We start from the raw sequence: 19,291 nt of genomic DNA, 5'->3' as shown, positions 1-19,291 counted from the left end.
ATAAACCATCGATAAAGGCAATTAAGGTGCTGTAAAGCTGGTGGCCTCAACAAGTGGCTTACCAGAAACGACCTAGCCCTTCTCATCCTGCAATCTGAGAACGAAATAGCAGGTTTTATAGTAGCCTTGAGCCTGTTGTGGGTTCAACGTGCTACATACGTATTCATGCCATTTGAGCAACCAAACACAAACACTTACGTAACATATTACAGTGCTTTAAAACGAATTGCGGTACCGCCACTTGACGCGAGTGACAGGGCAAGAGTGTCTTTGGCACTCACAATCTTGGTTTCAATGACGTAATCATACGGATTTGTTAGCCAATCAGCGTTATGACCATCACGGTATATTTGGGCTTCATAACGTTTACCAGCCGTTAAAAATTCGAGTTTAACCGTTAATTTACGTGGCTTCTCGTCAGTCAATGCACCTAAATACCAATCTTCCGCGCCGCGTTGTTTTCGAGCAAACGCCACGTAATCACCAATGTCACCGGCAAGGGCAATACTCTCGCTCCAATCAGTTGGCACATCTTGAATAAATTGAAATGCATCAAGTCGTTGCACATAGTTACGCGGTAAATCTGCCGCCATTTGGATGGGGCTGTATAACACAACGTACAGCGCCAGTTGTTTGGTTAGCGTGGTTTGTACGCGGTTTTCGGCATCTAATCCTTGTGGGGCCAAGTTGAAAATCCCTGGGGTAAAGTCCATTGGTCCTGCCAGCATTCGGGTATATGGCAATATCGCGGTGTGCTCAGGATTATTGGGTGGGCTGCCCCAGGCATTAAACTCCTGGCCTCTCGCGCCTTCGCGCGCAATCCAGTTAGGGTAAGTGCGGCGCAAGCCTGTGTCTTTAATTGGCTCATGAGCATTAATGCTAATGCCGCGTTTTGCCGCTTCCGTTACGCTGTGCAAATACTCATTAACCATAAACTGACCGTCGTGCCATTCGTGTCTCACTATGCCGTTTTCATCAATACGCTTGATGTCGCCGCCGTCGGCCACATAACCGGTTTTAATTTGAGTGACACCATGTTTTTTATATAAGTCGTATGCATCGCTCATTTGATTGCGGTAGTTGGTCACAGAACCTGAAGTTTCATGGTGGCCGATTAAGCGAACATTTTTACTTTTACCGTATTGGCTAATCGCATCAAGATCAAAGTCAGGGTAGGCTTTGGTAAAGCTAAACACGTCGCCATTATCAAACCAACTGCCATCCCAACCTTCATTCCAGCCTTCAACTAATACACCGTCAAAGCCATATTGCGCAGCAAAGTCCATGTAGCGTTTGGTTTCGCTGGTGGTGGCGCCATGTTTTGGACCGCTGCCCCAGGTGTTTTCGTTTAGGTGCATGCCCCACCAAATACCCACGTATTTACCTGGTTGTACCCAGGACACATCACCCAGTTTGTTAGGCTCGTTGAGGTTTAGGATTAAGTCGGAATTGAGTAAACCAATAGCATTGTCAGCAATTTGAATGGTGCGCCACGGTGTGGTGAACCCAGGTTGAGTTTTCACCCTAATACCGTCTGACCATGGGGTTAAATCTGCGCGTAATGTCCCGTCACGGCCTTGATTTAACACCATGGCGGCATAATCAGTTAGGGCGGCTTCATGGATGCTCATGTGCACGCCATCATTTGTTCTAAACGTCATTGGAGTATGGGCGCGGTCGATTTTATCCAGCGTGGTGGTGCGGTATAAATACTCGTAGCGGTTCCAACCTCGCCCCGGGATCCACCAGGCTGTTGTAAGCTGTGGATTTGGGATAACAAACTCGGTGAGCTCGTCGGTAATATCCAGTTTGGGTGTGTGCGCTAGGCCCGCTTGTTTTGGTACAAGGTATCGAAAGCCAATGCCGTCGTTAAAGGCTTTAAATTCAATATCAAAATCGAGTGTACCGTTAGACAAGGTGGCTTTGATACGATTGTAATGATCGCGCACATTTTCACGCTCCCCCCACGGTTGCTGCCAGGTTTGGTCAACACTGCTACGACTGATATTTTTAATGGTAAATTCACTGGCAAACTCACCTAGTTGCTGAAATACCAGGCCAAGTTTACTCGGGTTAATGACGGTTTTACCGTTAAAGGCTATTTGATATTCAGGACGGCCATTGTCGTCAGTTAAACTGATATTGATGTGGGTGTCAGGCGAGCTCACATGCACAGTTTTAGCATTCACCATGCTAGAAAATGCTAAACCAGATAGGACAACTGCGCAGGTTAAACTAATAATTGATTTATTAAATCGAGATTGAGTCTCAGCGCTACGAGACAAAGCCGCAGGCTGTGGGTATGAGGGCGTCATACGGTATCCTTGTTGTTTATTATTATATTGTTATCAACAAGTAATATATGACGCTTTTAGATTTTACCGCAAAGATCTGCATACGTATTCAGAGCGAGAATGACAAGGTGGTTTTGTTTTACCTGCATGAAGTGAGACGCTAATCCAAAGGGTGGAAGTGGGTTACTCACGTTTTACCAGCGCAAATTTACCTTTTACTCGTTGACCTCGCGAACGTTCACACCAAAAGCTGTATACAGGGTAAATGAGTGCAGCGCCAATTACCGAAAAAACAAAACCTAAAAAAGCATACATTAGGCTAGCGAACCAAAAGACTTCGCCTTCTGAACCTTCAATATGGATTTGTGTTGAAATGACCAAAAGAAATGCGATAGAAAAGGACAAGGCTGCACCAAAACAAACCCATAGTGCGATGGCCATAAAAGAAAAGAAGCTGAGTTGGATGCGTGCTTCATCACTGAAGTGTTCGTGAATTTCCATATCAAAGAGCCTCCTATGACGACTTGTTTTTACTGAAGCGAGTAATGAAAGACTTGAGTGCAGTATGTATTTTGTAGTCTGAATTCTACAGTATGAATTCTACAGTATGAATTGTGCACTCAAATCAATAAAGTCTGCTTAACGCTGCCCAGTGTTACAATCTCATGTCTAATTCATTGTGGATCAACACCACACATTGCGATGCAAACAGCATTTTAGGGCCTAAGTTAATGTGTTGAGTACCAAGACGTTTAAGGCTGTTAAAACTCTTCTTAGGCATAGGGATATGGTCGGTTAGTAAAAAACATGGGTTTTGCGCAAACTCAACATCGCGAACCGGGGTACCTTTTTTCTCTAACATATAAAGCTGGTAATCTTCGGCTAATTCTTGCACTAATTTTTCAAAGCTAACAGTGCGGACGGTAATGCCTGCTTCTACGTCACGTAACTGTTCTTTATCCATACCTTTGGATACCGTTAATGCCTTGGCTATTTTATTGGTGAGGTTTTGCTCATGAAAGCCACCGATATGACCTAACTCACTTGAACGAAAGCATATTGTGCGTGAAAAATCGGTCGTGCTTTCTAACACTAAATACACCACGACATCATCACGATGTGATTGAGCAACGAAGATGGTATTCATTAAAGTGTGGGCTAAAATTTCAGTGTGAGCAGATTGACCTATACCCGCCAAAAACTGCTGACTATCAACTGGAGCCGCTCTGGCTCGAACTACAAAAGCGCGCATCGTAAATCCTATTGGAAATTAAATTAAGCGAACATCAATTATCTTCTCCGCTAATCAGTGAGTCACAGTTAAATCTGTATCCCCCAATCCATTAGCGACAAAGTATATCGGCCATTATCACAGTTTTAATGCCTACTGTAATGCGATTAATCTCAATAACCAGATACTTAGATAAAAATGAGGCTTAAACAGTAAGTCGAAGGCTCTTGTCGTAGTTGAATAGTGGGGTAATCATTGCAGACAGAAAAGGGGATTAAGTGCTCGACTCAATCCCCTGGTATGTTTGTTGAACTTAGTTTAGTTATCGTAATATTTACTGCTGATTAGTCCCTTCACGATAGATTGAATTTGTTTAATTGGCACAACAGATTGAGCATGTTGTATCATTTGTGGTGAGACTGATTGAACGGTTACAGGCTCTTCAACCCATTCATTAATCGAAGTAAATAATAATTGTCCATCTACGTCTTTTTCAATTTTAGCAACATGCCACCATTCTGTGATGCCATCAGTTGGAGGGCTAAAAATACGCTGCTGATTATTAAAAATTATCTCGACACGAGTTGTAGCTGGGTCGATCTCAGGTGAACCCGAATAATTGTAGACATAATAGTCATAACTTCCTTCTACCGGAAATTGAGGGATTGAAATTACTTCAGGGCCAAAGCTTGTGATATCGTCAACATCTAAATAAATAATAGTGTCATTAATTGTAACTTCGGAATTTGCGAAATAAACATGGTTTTCGATACCCTCTACATCAGTAATAAATAGGTGTGAGTCTAAATCGCGAGGCGCTTCCCCCCAATTAAGGGTTATTTTAGTTAATGCTTCTGAAAGTACTAAGCATTCATCTAAATTAATATCTTCCTCTAAGGTATTAATAATCGAAGTGCGGCTTTGAAAACCAATTGTTGCACCCAGCAAGACAGTAGAATTAGATTTTACAGGTATGCTAAATGAGCCATCTTCAATAGAGAAAGTCAGTGATCGCCCTAAATAATCACGTCCATCTGAAATCACTCTAGCACCGTCTAGTAAGTTACCGTCTTCGTCTTGAACGCATCCATTAACAACAATTGTTTCGTAAATTATATCAGCATTCCATGTCGTGAAATGACTCACATTTCCCTGATAAAATGATTGGTTATTGATGGAAACTAATTGTGCTTCACCTTCTTCTACCCATAAACCCGACGTAGTATCAAAATAATAAAGCGGACTTGTTGCTGGAGGGTTGTTACCCGCAGCAGGAATATTAATCCCGGCCTCTTTACCTGCCGCAAGTTGCAGTTTGTTACCCGATGCATCAACAAAACTTACCGTGATAGCGCCAAAAGATTCGATAGGTACGACTTCATTTGCGCTATTAACTGTGAGCATGTCTCCAGGCATCATTTCGATATCAATCGCGGGGTTAATGATGGTCAGTTCAGCCACAACAGCTGACGTCACAACATTACCGCTAGAATCGACAAGGCTGTTTGCTGGTAGCGTTACCAAAACATTACCATCAACTGCAAGTTCAGCAATTTGTGTTGCATCAAAGCTAACGGTTTCATGTACAGGTTGGAGTAATAGACTATGATTTTGAGTGATTTCATTTCTAGAAATACTGACAGCAGCTTCAGAATAGCCAGTTGCATCAGCAACTAATGTTAATCGGTCACTTAACTGAGTATCTTGAATTCGTGATATGAATACCCCTTCAGAATCAGAGGTTACTGAATCAACAATTTCAGTACCATTTGATAACGTCAACATACTTTGGGGGATCACTTCACCATTAAAATAATTAATCGTTGAGCCCGAAATAGTATAAAAATATTTTTCATTTAAATTGAAGCTAACTTGAACTGGCGCTGCTCCATCTTCGCCACCATCAGCAACTTGTACCGAAATATCGGTTGATGTTGTTTCAGATACGGATGAGGTATAAGTCATTAAGCCTGAAGGGGTAATAGATAACCCCGTTGGTCCAGTCACTAGCTCAAAGTTAATGTCATTTTCAATGTTAGTATCATCTACATCCGTAACAACTAATTGATAAGTGAATGTTGAGCCGGATTCAATACTTTGGGCCGTAATAGCAGACACAACAGGTGCATCGTTCACAGGCGTTACTATAACTTCAAAATTCTGTACAGCAGGTTGTGCTTCGTCTTCACCGCCATCTCTGACCGTCACAGTGACAGTGCCTGAGGTTAATACTCCTTCAAGCGGCATCCATGAAATCAGACCTGTGTTGTTAATGGTCATGCCATCAGGCGCATTCGTTAATGTGAATGTTAAATGTGTTCCATCATTGGCATCATCAGGATCGGTAACGGTTAGCTGATACTGGTATTCAGTATCTTCGATAGCCGTAACAACAGCGCTTGAAGATATTAACGGTGCAACGTTTTTGATTGCCTCATCTTTATCATCGGAAGAACCACAGCCTATTAAAACAAAAGAAAGTGTTGTGGCAACGATAGACAGTCGCCACTTATGTGTTAATTCCATTTACATACTCCATCAAATAATAACGTTATGAATAAACTCTAAAATTCCACCATAAATATTGTATTTATAGAAAGATATTTCGTAGCAAATAATGAAGTTTTAACAATTTATTATCAATACTCATAAGTGATGTGTTTGTAGTGTGCAAGGCACTCTTATGTGTAGGTTCTCGCTAGTTTACGGTAGTAGTAGTATTGGTAGATGACTATATCTGAATATGTATAGTTCTCGATTCTATTATTTTGTGTGCGAGATCAGGGTTTGCCTGTCAAGAATAAGATATAAAGTATAAAAATTTTACATCTTAACTGGAGATACAATGTCTGATTCAATCCACGGCCATCAAGTAATGCAAATGATGTTAAACCACGGTTCTGCGTTAACGAAGCAAGAGCTTAAAATGATGATGGAAACTACGTTTGGCGCAGAGACTCGCTATCATACTTGCTCTGCTGAAGAAATGGACGCTGAGATGCTGATTACATTTTTAGAAGGCAAAGGTAAGTTTATTCCGAGTAATGGCGGCATTACCACCGCAGCCGATAAAATCTGTAATCACTAAACTCTCTAAGGTCACTAACCTATTTAAGGTCACTAACCTATTTAAGGTCACTAAAGTAGCAATATATGGCTTAGCACTAGTTGGTTCTAGATAAGCCTAATATTACCTAATCTAACGTAAGATCCCCCTTTCAATATGAATCACTTACTCTTTAGTGATGGTTTCTTGCTCGGATAAATCGATTTTACCAATTAACCCACAGCTTCCCGTTAAACCTTTGAAGTTCAATATGTGACCAACATCAAATTTTAACAATAAGAAGGCTCGTATTGTGTAGGTAACAGTGTAGGTGTGGTTATTCGAGCAAATATAGATTTTCTAATATTATGCAAATCATCGCGGTTAAATAGCATACTTACGTCGCACTGCTTTGCAGTGCTAAAGCCAATCCAGCTGATTTAACTATTCATGTCATTGGCTGTTTCTAAGACTAAGGCCAACTTTATGAACACATTATTTACGTCCTCAAAGTTAAACATTGCCACAAGCAGCCTTGACTGGGTTATGGGTCAAACCATAAGGCATTCATTAAACTTGAACGATGCTGTCGCAATTGATGAATTACAGCCACTTATTGTGCCAGACAAGCCGATTGAAACGCTTTATATCCACATTCCTTTTTGTCATACCTTGTGCCGTTATTGCTCATTTCATAAAATTAAATTTAATGAGCCTGTCGCGCGCGAATACTTTACGGCGCTGAGACAAGAAATTCGCCAAGTTATAGCCCAAGGCTTTCGTTTTAATCGGGTGTATATTGGCGGCGGCACGACCACTATTTTAGAAGATGAGTTGATTAAAACGATAGAGTTGATTAAGTCATTAACCTCAGTACGTGAAGTCACGTGTGAAAGTGACCCTATTTATTTTAAAGACGGTAATCCGCATTTACTCAAAGGTTTGGTCGACCGTATGTCGATTGGAATACAAAGCTTTGACGATAATATTTTAAAAGCGGTTGGTCGTTTTGAAAAATTTGGCAGCGGTTTACAGCAGGCTGAGTATGTTAGTCGTGCTATCGAAATCATACCTACAGTCAACATTGATATGATGTATGGGTTTAAGATTCAAACACCTGAAGCTGTTGCTATTGATTTAGCACAAGCCATCCGGTTACATCCTGATCAAATCACCACCTATCCATTAACCCTTGGCATTGGTAAAAACCGCAAAAAAGCTGGTTGCCTTGCAGGCGAACCCGAAGCGTTATGGCCTCAATTTTTAGCGGTAAAACAAGCATTAGCAGAGCATTATGTGATGGAGTTCCCGTGGACCTTTAGCCGTAACTTTGGTCAGCCAGTTGAAAATAAATATGTATTAGACGGTGAAGACTGCTTCGGTGTCGGCTCTGGCGCATTTGGTCGTTTTGGCGAGCAATTTAGAATTTCCAGTTTTGATATTCCAAATTATATTCACCGTATCAAAGCAGGACAAAGTGGCACTTGTTATACCAAACCATTAAAAACCAAGGCACTTTCACAGCATTATTTAATGATGATGATGGGCCTTGGCTTGCTGAATAATCAACAATGTAAAGCCTACACGGGCAAGTCTTTGTGGCATGCATTTCCGTTAGAAATGAGTTTTTTAATTTCAGCAGGGGCGCTGACTAAACAAGGTGAGAATTACATTACCACCGTTGAAGGCCAGTTTATTGCGCTTAAAATGTTTTCAGGCTTTTTATCTGGAATGGATTTTCTTCGCGAGCAGGCCCGTGAATTACCCTTAAGCGCAATTGAAACACTGGCAAGTATTTAACCCCTGAACGGATTAATAAACGGCTATCAACCAGCCCTTAGTCTTACAGCTGCGTTGCATTGATTTGCATTAGGCTAGCGATTGACGCAGTTAGTAATAAAAGACTGCGCCTTGCTAGCAAACCAATGGGTAAGTCTGATATCAACAGGCCCTCAAGTCTTGTCAGTATCATTTTACGTCTTATTGATAACGTCAAGAATCACAGATTGTAAAGGGGCTAGTTCAATATCAACACTGGCACTGCCATCTTGATGCCAAATGAGTTGCTGATTGAGTGGGGTATTTTTTAATAAATCGGTCAGTTGTTTATTACCGTTAATATGCCACATTTGCATGAGTGTATTTGGTAGCTGAAGGATAAATTGCTTGCTCTGACTTTGGCTGAAATTACTGACGATGATTAATTGCTGAACATCGTTAAAGCGGCTGAAAGCAAATACGCTGTCATCATAGCCTTTAAGCTTATTTTGGCGTTGGATGCTGTCTAATTCTCTATACTCACCGCTTAGCGCAGTAGCGGTATGGCTTAAGTTAAGCAGTGTTTGATAATAAGCACGTAATGTCTTTTCATCCGGTGTTGACTGTCCACCATCAAACTTACCGTTATTCATCCAGCGCTGGTGTGCAGGTACGCCAATATAATCAAAAATACTGGTGCGAGTCGGTTGGCCAAAACCGGCCATTTCAGCACCTTGCTCGCCGACATCCTGGCCAAAATACAACAGTGTGGGTGAGCGGCTTAATGTGGTCGACACCACCATTGCTGGCAGAGCATTAAATGCATTACCGGCAAAATCGGCGGTGTTAATACGTTGCTCGTCGTGGTTTTCTAAAAAGTGCAGCATATGCTGTTCAATGTCGCTCACTTTTGCTTGCACTGTGGCGATAACCGCTGTGCTGGCTTTACCTTGAATAATGGCTTTTAAGCTGTCGTATAAATCCACTTTGTCGTACAGGTAATCCATTTTACCTAAATGAATATAATCACGATATAAATCAGGGTTATATACTTCGGCTAAAATAAAGGCATTGGGGTTTGTGTGCTTAATGTGGCTGTTGAGGTAGCTCCAAAATTCAACCGGTACCATTTCGGCCATGTCGTATCGAAATCCATCCACTCCTTTGGCTAACCAGTATTGGGCAATGCGCTCAAACTTACGCCATGAATCTGGGATATCATCTTTGGCCTGTGCTTGCCAAAAAGCCAAATGCTCCGCGGCCGCTTTGCTTGCATAGTCAGCGGGCAGTGCAGGGAAGTCGTGGCTGCCATCGGGCTTAATACCATAATTTATTTTAACGGTTTCATACCAGTCGTTGGCGTCAGGTTTGGCTAAACGTGAGCCATTACCGGTCCATTTAGCTGGTGATTCAGTAAATTTGCCATCGCTCAGAGGGTGAGTTTCGCCGCCTAACGGTGCGTAGCCATTGGGAACATCGGGTACGGCAAAGTCTTGATCGATAACATAATAAAAGTTGTTATATTTGCTATAAACCTGTGAGGTATTGTCATTGGCACCAAAGTCTGGCTCACCTTTTGGGGCTGACAGAGAGTGATAATTACGGGCGATATGATTGGGCACTATGTCGATAATCACTTGCATGCCATTAGCGTGAGTGCGCTCGATTAAGGCTTCAAATTCAGCTAGGCGATTGGCTGGATTGGTCGCTAAATCTGGGTTGACGTTGTAATAATCTTTTACCGCATAAGGTGAGCCAGCACGGCCTTTAACGACATCGGGGTCGTCATTGCTGATCCCAATACTGGTGTAATCGTTAATGACTGCATGATGCGGCACTCCGGTATACCACACGTGAGTGGTGCCGAGGGATTTGATGTCTTGTAAAGCGGTATCGGTAAAGTCGCCAAATTTACCCACACCATTGTCGGCAATGGTGCCCCAGGGTTTATTGGTGGTATTAGTGTTGCCATATAAGCGAGTAAAAACCTGGTACACCACGGGTTTACCGGTTGTTGGCGATGACTTAACTTTCATTGATAATGCCGATTCTCTCACATTTTCAGTCTTTTGAATGTCGGTATTGGTGGGCTTACAGCCGCTGATGCTTAAGCTTAACCCTATCACGGCTATGTAGGTGAGGGGACGCATGTTAACGTTAATTGATACTGAAGGTAATAACATAGGGACTCTTTTATCTTGGTATCCACTTGGTGTGGTGCATAAGCGTGTGTGTTTATCACGGCTAGGCTAATCCACAGTGGTTCAGCCTAGCCTTAGCAATGTGTAATCTTATCGTTTGAGCGACAAAATAGTCACGCCTTTTTGCTCAAGCTTAAGCGGGGTATCTAATTGATAAGATTGTTGATTGATAATATCAACGCCTTGAGTATTGCCATTAAATACGCTGCTAAAGCGTGATAAGTCGAGCTCAACGCTTTGCTCATTTTTATTGTAAATAATCAACAAGGTTTCATTCTCCGCATGGCGGCTTTGCACGTATACGCCATCTTTAGGCACAAAATGACGTAAATTGCCGTGTTGTATTGCTGCAGAATTTTTACGGTAATTAAGCAAGCTGCGCATAAACGACAATGTCGCTTGTTGCTGGATATCTAAGCCTTCACCGGTAAAGGCGTTGACCTTATCTTGCGGCCAACCCCCCGGGAAATCACCGCGCACCGCGCCATCGTTTCTGCCTTCACTTGGGCTTTGCATTAGCACTTCTGTGCCGTAAAAAATCTGTGGAATACGGTTACTGGTGAGCACGTAGGCCATTGCGATATTAAACAAGCCTAAATCGTTTTTCATCAGGCTGTATAAACGGTTGGTGTCGTGATTGCCCTCAAATAACACTAAGTCTGTCGGCTTGGCATACACCACATCGTCGGCTAAGCGTTGGTACAAATTAATTAAGCCTGTGTCCCAGCCTTCTGGCTCGGTTAAACTGGCAATCAAAGTGTCGTACAGCGGAAAGTCCATCATACTTGGGGTGTATGAGGTGTATCCGTCTTTATTTTGTTTACCTGACTGCCAGTAACTCACGGTAATCGGGTTGCTTGTCCATTCTTCGCCAACAATATTAAAGTTTGGGTATTCGTCCATAATGGCTTTAGACCAACGTGTTAAAAATGTTTTGTCTGCATAAGAGTAGGTGTCTTCGCGTATACCACTCAAGCCTGCATATTCAACCCACCAGATACTGTTTTGAATTAAGTAAGTTGCCATGTGTGGATCGGTTTGGTTCATGTCTGGCATCGTGTCGGTAAACCAGCCTTTGTCAAAATCAGCGGTGTCACTGGTCACCGCGTATGGGTCTTGTACTGTGGTGCGACGGTGGCTGGTGTACAAAATATCTTGCGGATTTTGCTGCCAGGCTTGTTGGCCGTTAACCCAGGTTTCGCTCGGAAAATCGGCCATCCATTGATGACCTGAGCCCATGTGATTCACAATGACATCTTTAATGACCCCAATGCCAAAGCTGCGCGCCTCTTGCACTAGTGCCTTGTACTCTTCGTTTGTACCAAAACGTGGGTCTATTTGATAAAAGTGGGTGGTTGAATAACCGTGATAAGAATACTTATCTTGGTTGTTTTCAAGCAGTGGGTTAATCCATAACTGAGTCACACCTAACTCGTGCAGGTAGGGCAGCGCTTTACGGATCCCCAAAATGTCGCCACCGTGGCGACCACCATCAACACTACGGTCGCTCTTTTCGAGCATGCTTGGGTGATTATCGTTATCTGGATTGCCGTTAACAAAGCGGTCTGGGGTGATTAAGTAAATCACATCTTTATTGCTAAACCCCTGGCGTTCGCGCGCGCCGGGCTCCCGTGCTTGAATAGCATAATCAAATTGTTCGACTAGCTGATCATTATCATAAAGGCCAATTTTTAGTTGTTGTGCTTTGGCATCTTGTAAATCTAAATTGATAAACAAATGATTGGAGCTAGCGGTTTGCTCAACGTTTATCAGCTTTACGCCCTGTGCGTTGAGCAGTTTAACCTGGTGGCCACGAATACTATCGCCAGCAACCAATAATTGCAGTTGTGGATTGTGCATGCCTGCCCACCACGAAAGGGGTTCAACGTTAACCGCCGCATTCACAGATAATGCACTGCAACTGATTGCTAAACCGAATAAAATTGAACCTGCAAGCAAACACTTTTTTGCTGGCGTTAATGAGTTTGGCTTTGCGTGAGTCTTTGAGCGTGACTTTGAGTTCGACAAGGTCATGTGGTGTCCTTTTTAGTTCTTATTTTTTATGGTATTGAGCTTCTTATCTTCAACAGATGCCATGCACCAAATCCACTAAAGCGCGCGAATAAACGCGCTATGTTCAGGCATGTTGGCAACTGTGGTGTTAATCACTTTACTGATGTTGCCTAAATAATCTTGTAACGCAGCAGGCTCAACCGCTGCCGCGAGCGGATGAAAGTCTGCAGGTGTAATGCCCTGGCCGAGCATCACCTGTATCCAGGCGGCTTCGGTGAAGAGTTCGTCTTGGTGCCTAAATACACAGGCTGTTTGGCTAAATAAATCGATTTTTTGCTGCAAGCTCTCAGGAATATTCATGTCGCGGCAATGCTGCCATAACCCAGTATTATCGGGTTCTGTTTGTTTGGCGTTGAGGTGGTAGTGCAAAATAATAAAGTCGCGAATTTGTTCAAACTCAGTTTGTGATTGGCGATTAAACTCATCGACTTGCTGAGGTTGAATGCCGTGATGCGGGAACAATTTAGTTAGGCGAATAATCGCCGATTGCACTAAATGTAAGCTGGTGGATTCTAGCGGCTCTAAAAAACCGCTCGATAAACCAATCGCGACACAGTTTTTATGCCACTGTTTTACCCGTCTGCCCGTGGTGAATTTGATTTTACGGGGCTCAGCTAATGGTGTGCCATCAAGGTTATTGAGTAACAGCTGTTTTGCTTGCGCATCACTCATGTATTGGCTGCTATAAACAATGCCATTGCCGGTGCGATGTTGCAGCGGAATACGCCATTGCCAACCTGCATCATGTGCGGTGGCTTTAGTATATGGCAGCAGTGGATGAGTACTTTCACACGGCACGGCGTAGGCACTGTCACAAGGTAACCAATGTTGCCAGTTTTCATAATCGACACCAAGCGCTTGCTCAATTAATAGGGCAGAAAAGCCCGAGCAGTCGATAAAAAAATCACCGGAGATGGTTTGGCCGTTTTGCAAGATAACACTGGCAATATTGCCGTGGTTATCAAGTGTTGTGTTATCTATTTTCCCCTCAATACGGTTTACACCTCGTTGCAAGCAATATTGTTGCAGCATGGTGGCGTATAGGCTGGCATCAAAATGGTAGGCATGAGTAATGCCCGACATTTGTGCATTGGGAATATTGGCTATAGGCTGAAATTTATTGTGTTTAGCGGCCTGGTAATTAATGGAATATCGCCAAAAGTCTGCTGAATTGTATTGCGTGTTTGAGTCAGTATTTTGAGTGGCCTGGGCACAAAGCCAGTAATGGTGAAATGATGTAAAGCCTAGGTCGCGGCCAACATTACCAAAGGCATGCATGTAAGCATCACCTTGTTGATACCAGTTTTCAAATTCGATGCCCAATTTATAAGTGGCTTGGGTAGCGTTAATAAAGTCGCTTTCTTTAATGCCCAGTACGCTATTAAAAATTTGTAGCGGGGGGATTGTCGCTTCGCCCACACCAATAGTGCCAATGGCGTCAGACTCGATGAGAGTAATATGGAGTTGGGTGTTAAACAGCCTCGCTAGCATGGCCGCTGTCATCCACCCTGAGGTGCCGCCGCCCACAATGACAATATTTTTTATTGTTGTTTGTTTCATTGTTATCGCCTTTGTTTATTGTGTGATGAGTGCAATAAAGTTAAAAAGCCCCTGTAAAAGATACAGAGGCTTTTGAGAGAGGTTTTATATTACAAGCCGTTTAAAACTTGTAGTTGGCACCTAACATAAAGTTACGACCATAGTTTTGATAATCACGTACGTGACGTGCATCTTCACCAGTGTATGAGGTAAATGGCTCATTGGTTAAGTTGTTGACCTGGAACTGAACCGATAGACCGTATAGTGCATCGATTCCGCTTTCAGTAAAGTCATAACCAATTTGCGCATCAACGACGGTTTCAGCTTTCACGTTAACATTGACACGCGTTAAGCTGATTGCGGTCACTTCACCTAAGAAGTCGCTGCGGTAGCGTGAGCTAATACGCGCTTCAAAGCCGGCGTTTTCATAGTAAACCGTTGCGTTAAAGGTTTTTTCAGATAGGCCTGGCAATGTTGTCGCTGCGCTATCTGAGGTTTCTTTCACTTCACTGTCGTTATACGAACCACTTAAGATGGTACCAAAACCTTCAAGTTGATCTGCAAATAAGCCGAAATCTAGTGATAAAGAGGCTTCAATACCTTGTACATAACCGCCTTGACCATTTTGTGGTTGAGACACAAGCCCGATTGGGTTGTCGTCAGCGCCTTGAGGTAAAATAGTGCTAAAATCAAAGGCTGATTGTTGGTCATAGACGTAGTTTTCTAGGTCTTTGTAGAAAACAGCTAACGAGAAGTAGCCTTGATCGCTAAAGTAGTTTTCGTAGCTAATGTCATATTGACGCGCTAACCAAGGGCGTAATTCAGGATTACCCGCACCACCAGACCAGTTAACACCGTCGTTTGGATTTTCATTGTAGCTAAAGTTAACGTTAGCATTCATTTTGTCCATACGCGCTCGGGTTAGGGTACGTGCAGCTGCAAAGCGAACCATTTGACCGTCGGCTACTTCAAAGCCTAAATTCATGCTTGGTAGCCATTCAACGTAAGAGTCACCTGCGGTGCGAGGTGTTAAGCTAACCACTCCGCTTTCAACGGTTGCGACTGTTCCGTCAGAGCTTTGGTCAGTATGTACGGCTTGTAAACCGACGTTACCCGTTAATGGGAAACCCATTAATTCAGATTCCAGGTTTGCTTTAACAAATACAGTAGACACTTCTTCTGAAACAGACCAAGAGTTAGTTGCGCGAGATAAATCCACATCTGCTACGTCTGTTTCGGTGTAACCACCGGCATTATAAAATGCTAATGAGTCATAGCTGAGTACATCACCCATACCGAAAAAGTCGAGTGAAGTCGGTGATAGCAAGAATTGATCTGGCACGGTTTCTAGGTAGTTATCAGATCCATCGTAGCCGGCAAGTGTTAAGTAATAACCTTTATCAAGCTTACTCTTGTCACGATTTGTGCGATTAACACCAAATTCAACGCTACGAACAGCGCCTTCATCAAAGATGTACTCAGCACTTAAACGGAACGAGTTTAGCTCATCTTCAATTTCTGGTTTATTAATAAAACCGTCTTGGGTGTTAGGCCCTAATGGGCTGCCCCAGCCGAGTGGGTCGCCTAATTTAATCACATTTGGATCGGCGTAATCTAAGTTGTGAGTAAAGTCATAACCGCCATCGCCATTATAGGCAAAACCTAAGTCATCAACCGCGCCAACGCCGGTACCACGGCCTGTGCCGCTGTAACTTTCCATACCAATGTCGGTACGATCGGCTTTTGACATTGCAATGTCAGCTTCAACGCGCCAATTATCATTGATGGTGTACTTGTTGTTCCAGCCAATTGATAACGAGTCAGCATCACGTTTGTTGACATCGTTACGCACAACAACTTCAGCGCCACTTATCGAGCCCGACACCATCAAACCATCTTCACTTATAGGTGAAACTAAACCACCGTTAGATCCCCAAGCACCAGGAATTTCTATACCACGTAAACGCTGATCATCAGTAAATTTAGTGTAATAAATATCAACAACTGAAGTGAATTGGTTATTAGGTGCGTATTCAAATACAGCTAATACACCATCTCGCTCTAATTCGCTTGAGCGTACAAACGGTTTTGCTCCACCTAAACCTGTAAAGCCAGCAGCTTCGCCATCGACATCGTTATATGACCCGTTTGCATTGTAAAACTCTCGCCCATTATCAACATGCTTGTATAAATCTGGGTAACCCCATGCCTGCCAGCGCTCTTCTTGGTTAGGCGACTTCATACGGGCATAACCCAATGCAATACCAATAGTGTCGTCGGCAAATTGGTCGATATATGAAATGCTGCCACGATAACCAGTGTCGCTTGAACCACTGTTAAGTGAACCCAAATCGTTCATTTCGCCACGTAATGACACCGCAATGGCTTGCTCGCCATGAGTCAGTGGGCTAATGGTTTGCATGTCTACCGTGCCGCCAATGGCTTGCGCCATAACCGATGCATCAGGGGTTTTGTACACCACAACACGGTTAAGTAATTCAGAAGGGTATTGGTCAAATTCAACGCCACGGTTGTCATTAACAGACGCTTGTTCGCGACCGTTTAAGGTGGCAGTGGTAAAATCTGGGCCTAGGCCACGAATAGAAATAACGTTTGCACGGCCATCAAGTCGCTGTGCGGTAATACCGGGTAGGCGAGCGAGTGACTCTGCGATACTGACATCAGGTAATTTACCAATGTCTTCTGCAGAAATGGCTTCAACGATTGAAGATGAAGACATTTTTAATGATTGTGATTCTTGTAAACTGCGACGAATACCAGTGACCTGGATCACTTCGATATTTTCTTCAGCGGTTGCTGTTGTTTGTACATCATCTGCAGCGTAAGCGCTGATACTCGCACCCGCGGCGGCTAATGCTAACGTAAGTAGGCTCGGTTTAAATAGCAACATTCATCTTTCCCCTTTAGTGAACACTTAACCGCTTGATTTAGGTCGAGTGTTAGTGTCCTTTTGAATTATGGTTACAGTCTTTATTGTGTTTATGCCCCAGCATGCTCAATGACTATGATAAATAACTATGTTAAATAACCATTATAAGTGACTGCATAAGTGCTGGAGTTATGACCAAATTGTTGCACAACAGTGACGATACTACTCCCAGTACACTTTTGCCGACAATATTATGCATACGTATTCAAAGCTTGTTGCAGGGATATAGAGGGGTAATTGTATATTTGAAAGCCATTGTGGTTGATATCAAAATCAAAGATAAGATTCTGTTTTTATTGTTTATTTATTGTTTCTGGCAAAGTGGTAATGCTATTTGTTTCTTTGCATACGTATGCAGGTGTATTGAACCTGATTTCCTTATTCACGTATCCTCAGGGATATCAATAAAACAACAGCGGGCTGTTACTCGCTCGCAACATAAAGTTAACTTACGGGTCTTGAGACGGGTTAGCTTATTTTAAGGGGAAACAATGGGTCAGGTAACCTGGTGGCGTGGTGGGGTGATTTATCAAGTCTATCCTCGCAGTTTGATGGATTCGAATGGCGATGGTGTGGGTGACTTGCAGGGGATCATAGCCAAGCTTGATTATATTGCTAGCCTCAATGTTGACGCGATATGGATTTCTCCTTTCTTTAAGTCGCCAATGAAAGATTTTGGTTACGACATCAGTGACTACCTTGAAATTGACCCATTATTTGGCACCATGGCTGATTTTGATCAACTTATTGAACAGGCTCATCTACGCAATATTAAAGTGGTGATTGACCAGGTATTAAGTCATACCTCTGATCAACATGCGTGGTTTGAGCAAAGTCGCCAGAGTCGTGACAACGATAAAGCCGACTGGTACGTGTGGGCGGATCCTAAAGATGATGGTAGCGCGCCAAACAACTGGTTAGCTATTTTTGGTGGTTGCGCATGGGAATGGGAGCCTCGTCGTCAGCAGTATTACTTGCATAACTTCCTTAAAAGCCAACCAGATTTAAACTTCCATTGCCCACAAGTCCGTCAGGCGGTGTTAAACAACGTGGAGTTTTGGCTTAAAAAGGGTGTCGATGGTTTCCGTCTTGATGCGATCACGTTTTGTTATCATGACGAGCAATTACGCGACAATCCTGCTAAACCGAAAGACCAACGCCAAGGCCGTGGGTTCAGCGAAGACAATCCTTACGCTTATCAATACCACTATTACAATAATACCCGGCCGCAAACGGTGGGCTTTATTGAAGCGTTGCGTGCATTGATTAACCGTTATCCCGGTGCCGTGACATTAGGTGAAGTTTCGTCAGAAGATTCACTCGCGACCATGGCTCAATACACTCAGGGCGATGACCGCCTACATATGGCCTACAGTTTTGAGCTATTAACCGATGATTTTAGCGCTGCTTATATTCGCCAAACCGTAGAAGCATTAGAAGCCAGTATTGGTGACGGTTGGCCATGTTGGGCAATAGGCAACCATGACGTTCAACGTGTTGCTACGCGTTGGGGCAAGGAGCAGGTTAACCCGACCATGGTCAAAATGCTCAATGCGATGTTGTTTTCGTTACGCGGTAGTGTCTGCAGCTATCAAGGTGAAGAGTTAGGGTTAACCGAGGCACCAATCGAATTTAACCAGTTACAAGACCCGTTTGGTATTGCCTTTTGGCCAATGTTTAAAGGTCGTGATGGTTGTCGTACGCCAATGCCCTGGGTTAAGTCTGCAGATAATGCCGGTTTTAGCCATACACAACCCTGGTTACCCATCTCAGCTGAGCACATCAATAGTGCAGTGGATGTACAAGAAGCCGATAGCGACTCTATTTTAAACAGTTATCGTCACTTTTTAGCATGGCGTAAGCAGCAAACGGTATTAATCGAGGGTGACATCCAATTTGTCGATGCACATCCTAATGTGTTGGCTTTTGTCAGAACACTCGGCTCGCAGCGGATGTTGGTATTGTTTAACTTATCAGCACAGCCATCACAGTTTGAGTTAGCTGATATTAAGGTCAATACCGTGCTGAACGACCATGGACTAGCAACAGGGCATCAAGATAAACAGCAAGAAAACACTATTGTGTTACCAGGATTTAGCAGCTTTTATGCCTTTATCGACTAACTTAATTAAAGCCGAAGTATGCTGAGTATTTCGGCTTTTTTGATCAAAAGGTTCTATATCGAGTTGAATGGGCCTT

11 protein-coding genes are annotated in these 19,291 nt (G+C 43.2%); 3 read left to right on the top strand and 8 right to left on the bottom strand.

Translation table 11 applies throughout. From position 1 onward, the window contains the following. Positions 1 to 206: 206 nt before the first annotated feature. From AC19MX_RS14950 to AC19MX_RS14935, 4 genes are all read right to left on the bottom strand, one after another. Positions 207 to 2,192 (bottom strand): glycoside hydrolase family 97 protein, encoded by a 1,986-nt coding sequence (locus tag AC19MX_RS14950; protein ID WP_498299160.1) that lies wholly within the window; start codon positions 2,190 to 2,192, stop codon positions 207 to 209. A gap of 285 nt (positions 2,193 to 2,477) precedes the next feature. Beyond that, positions 2,478 to 2,795 carry a hypothetical protein gene (locus tag AC19MX_RS14945; protein ID WP_498299099.1) on the bottom strand — a complete coding sequence of 106 codons (318 nt, stop codon included), beginning with the start codon at positions 2,793 to 2,795 and terminating at the stop codon, positions 2,478 to 2,480. Positions 2,796 to 2,949: 154 nt separating this feature from the next. Continuing rightward, complete coding sequence (gene trmY / locus AC19MX_RS14940) at positions 2,950 to 3,546, bottom strand: tRNA (pseudouridine(54)-N(1))-methyltransferase TrmY (RefSeq protein ID WP_498299098.1); 597 nt, start codon at positions 3,544 to 3,546, stop codon at positions 2,950 to 2,952. A 297-nt stretch (positions 3,547 to 3,843) separates the two neighbouring features. Next, positions 3,844 to 6,051 carry a YfaP family protein gene (locus AC19MX_RS14935; RefSeq protein ID WP_498299097.1) on the bottom strand — a complete coding sequence of 736 codons (2,208 nt, stop codon included), beginning with the start codon at positions 6,049 to 6,051 and terminating at the stop codon, positions 3,844 to 3,846. Between the two features lie 319 nt (positions 6,052 to 6,370). Here AC19MX_RS14935 and AC19MX_RS14930 point away from each other — a divergent pair, with 319 nt between their 5' ends. Together AC19MX_RS14930 and AC19MX_RS14925 are read left to right on the top strand one after the other, a co-directional pair. Beyond that, positions 6,371 to 6,613: a YecH family metal-binding protein gene (locus AC19MX_RS14930; RefSeq protein WP_498299096.1), complete on the top strand. Its 243-nt coding sequence runs from the start codon at positions 6,371 to 6,373 to the stop codon at positions 6,611 to 6,613. A 444-nt stretch (positions 6,614 to 7,057) separates the two neighbouring features. Further along, on the top strand, positions 7,058 to 8,371 hold the full coding sequence (locus AC19MX_RS14925; protein ID WP_498299095.1) for a coproporphyrinogen III oxidase family protein: 1,314 nt from the start codon (positions 7,058 to 7,060) through the stop codon (positions 8,369 to 8,371). Between the two features lie 173 nt (positions 8,372 to 8,544). Here AC19MX_RS14925 and AC19MX_RS14920 read toward each other — a convergent pair whose 3' ends face one another. From AC19MX_RS14920 to AC19MX_RS14905, 4 genes are all read right to left on the bottom strand, one after another. Then, positions 8,545 to 10,512 carry an alpha-amylase family glycosyl hydrolase gene (locus AC19MX_RS14920; protein WP_498299094.1) on the bottom strand — a complete coding sequence of 656 codons (1,968 nt, stop codon included), beginning with the start codon at positions 10,510 to 10,512 and terminating at the stop codon, positions 8,545 to 8,547. Between the two features lie 108 nt (positions 10,513 to 10,620). Then, positions 10,621 to 12,564, bottom strand: a complete 1,944-nt coding sequence (locus AC19MX_RS14915) for a glycoside hydrolase family 13 protein (protein WP_498299093.1) — start codon at positions 12,562 to 12,564, stop codon at positions 10,621 to 10,623. 75 nt (positions 12,565 to 12,639) lie between these two features. Beyond that, positions 12,640 to 14,163: a tryptophan halogenase family protein gene (locus AC19MX_RS14910; protein ID WP_498299092.1), complete on the bottom strand. Its 1,524-nt coding sequence runs from the start codon at positions 14,161 to 14,163 to the stop codon at positions 12,640 to 12,642. Between the two features lie 100 nt (positions 14,164 to 14,263). Next, on the bottom strand, positions 14,264 to 17,053 hold the full coding sequence (locus AC19MX_RS14905; RefSeq protein ID WP_498299091.1) for a TonB-dependent receptor: 2,790 nt from the start codon (positions 17,051 to 17,053) through the stop codon (positions 14,264 to 14,266). Between the two features lie 530 nt (positions 17,054 to 17,583). Here AC19MX_RS14905 and AC19MX_RS14900 point away from each other — a divergent pair. Continuing rightward, on the top strand, positions 17,584 to 19,215 hold the full coding sequence (locus AC19MX_RS14900) for an alpha-glucosidase family protein (RefSeq protein ID WP_498299090.1): 1,632 nt from the start codon (positions 17,584 to 17,586) through the stop codon (positions 19,213 to 19,215). Positions 19,216 to 19,291 lie beyond the last annotated feature (76 nt).

The organism is Shewanella sp. MF05956 (assembly GCF_059758055.1).
Note: the sequence above shows the minus strand (reverse complement) of the source record. Positions and strands in the feature narration are given on the sequence as shown.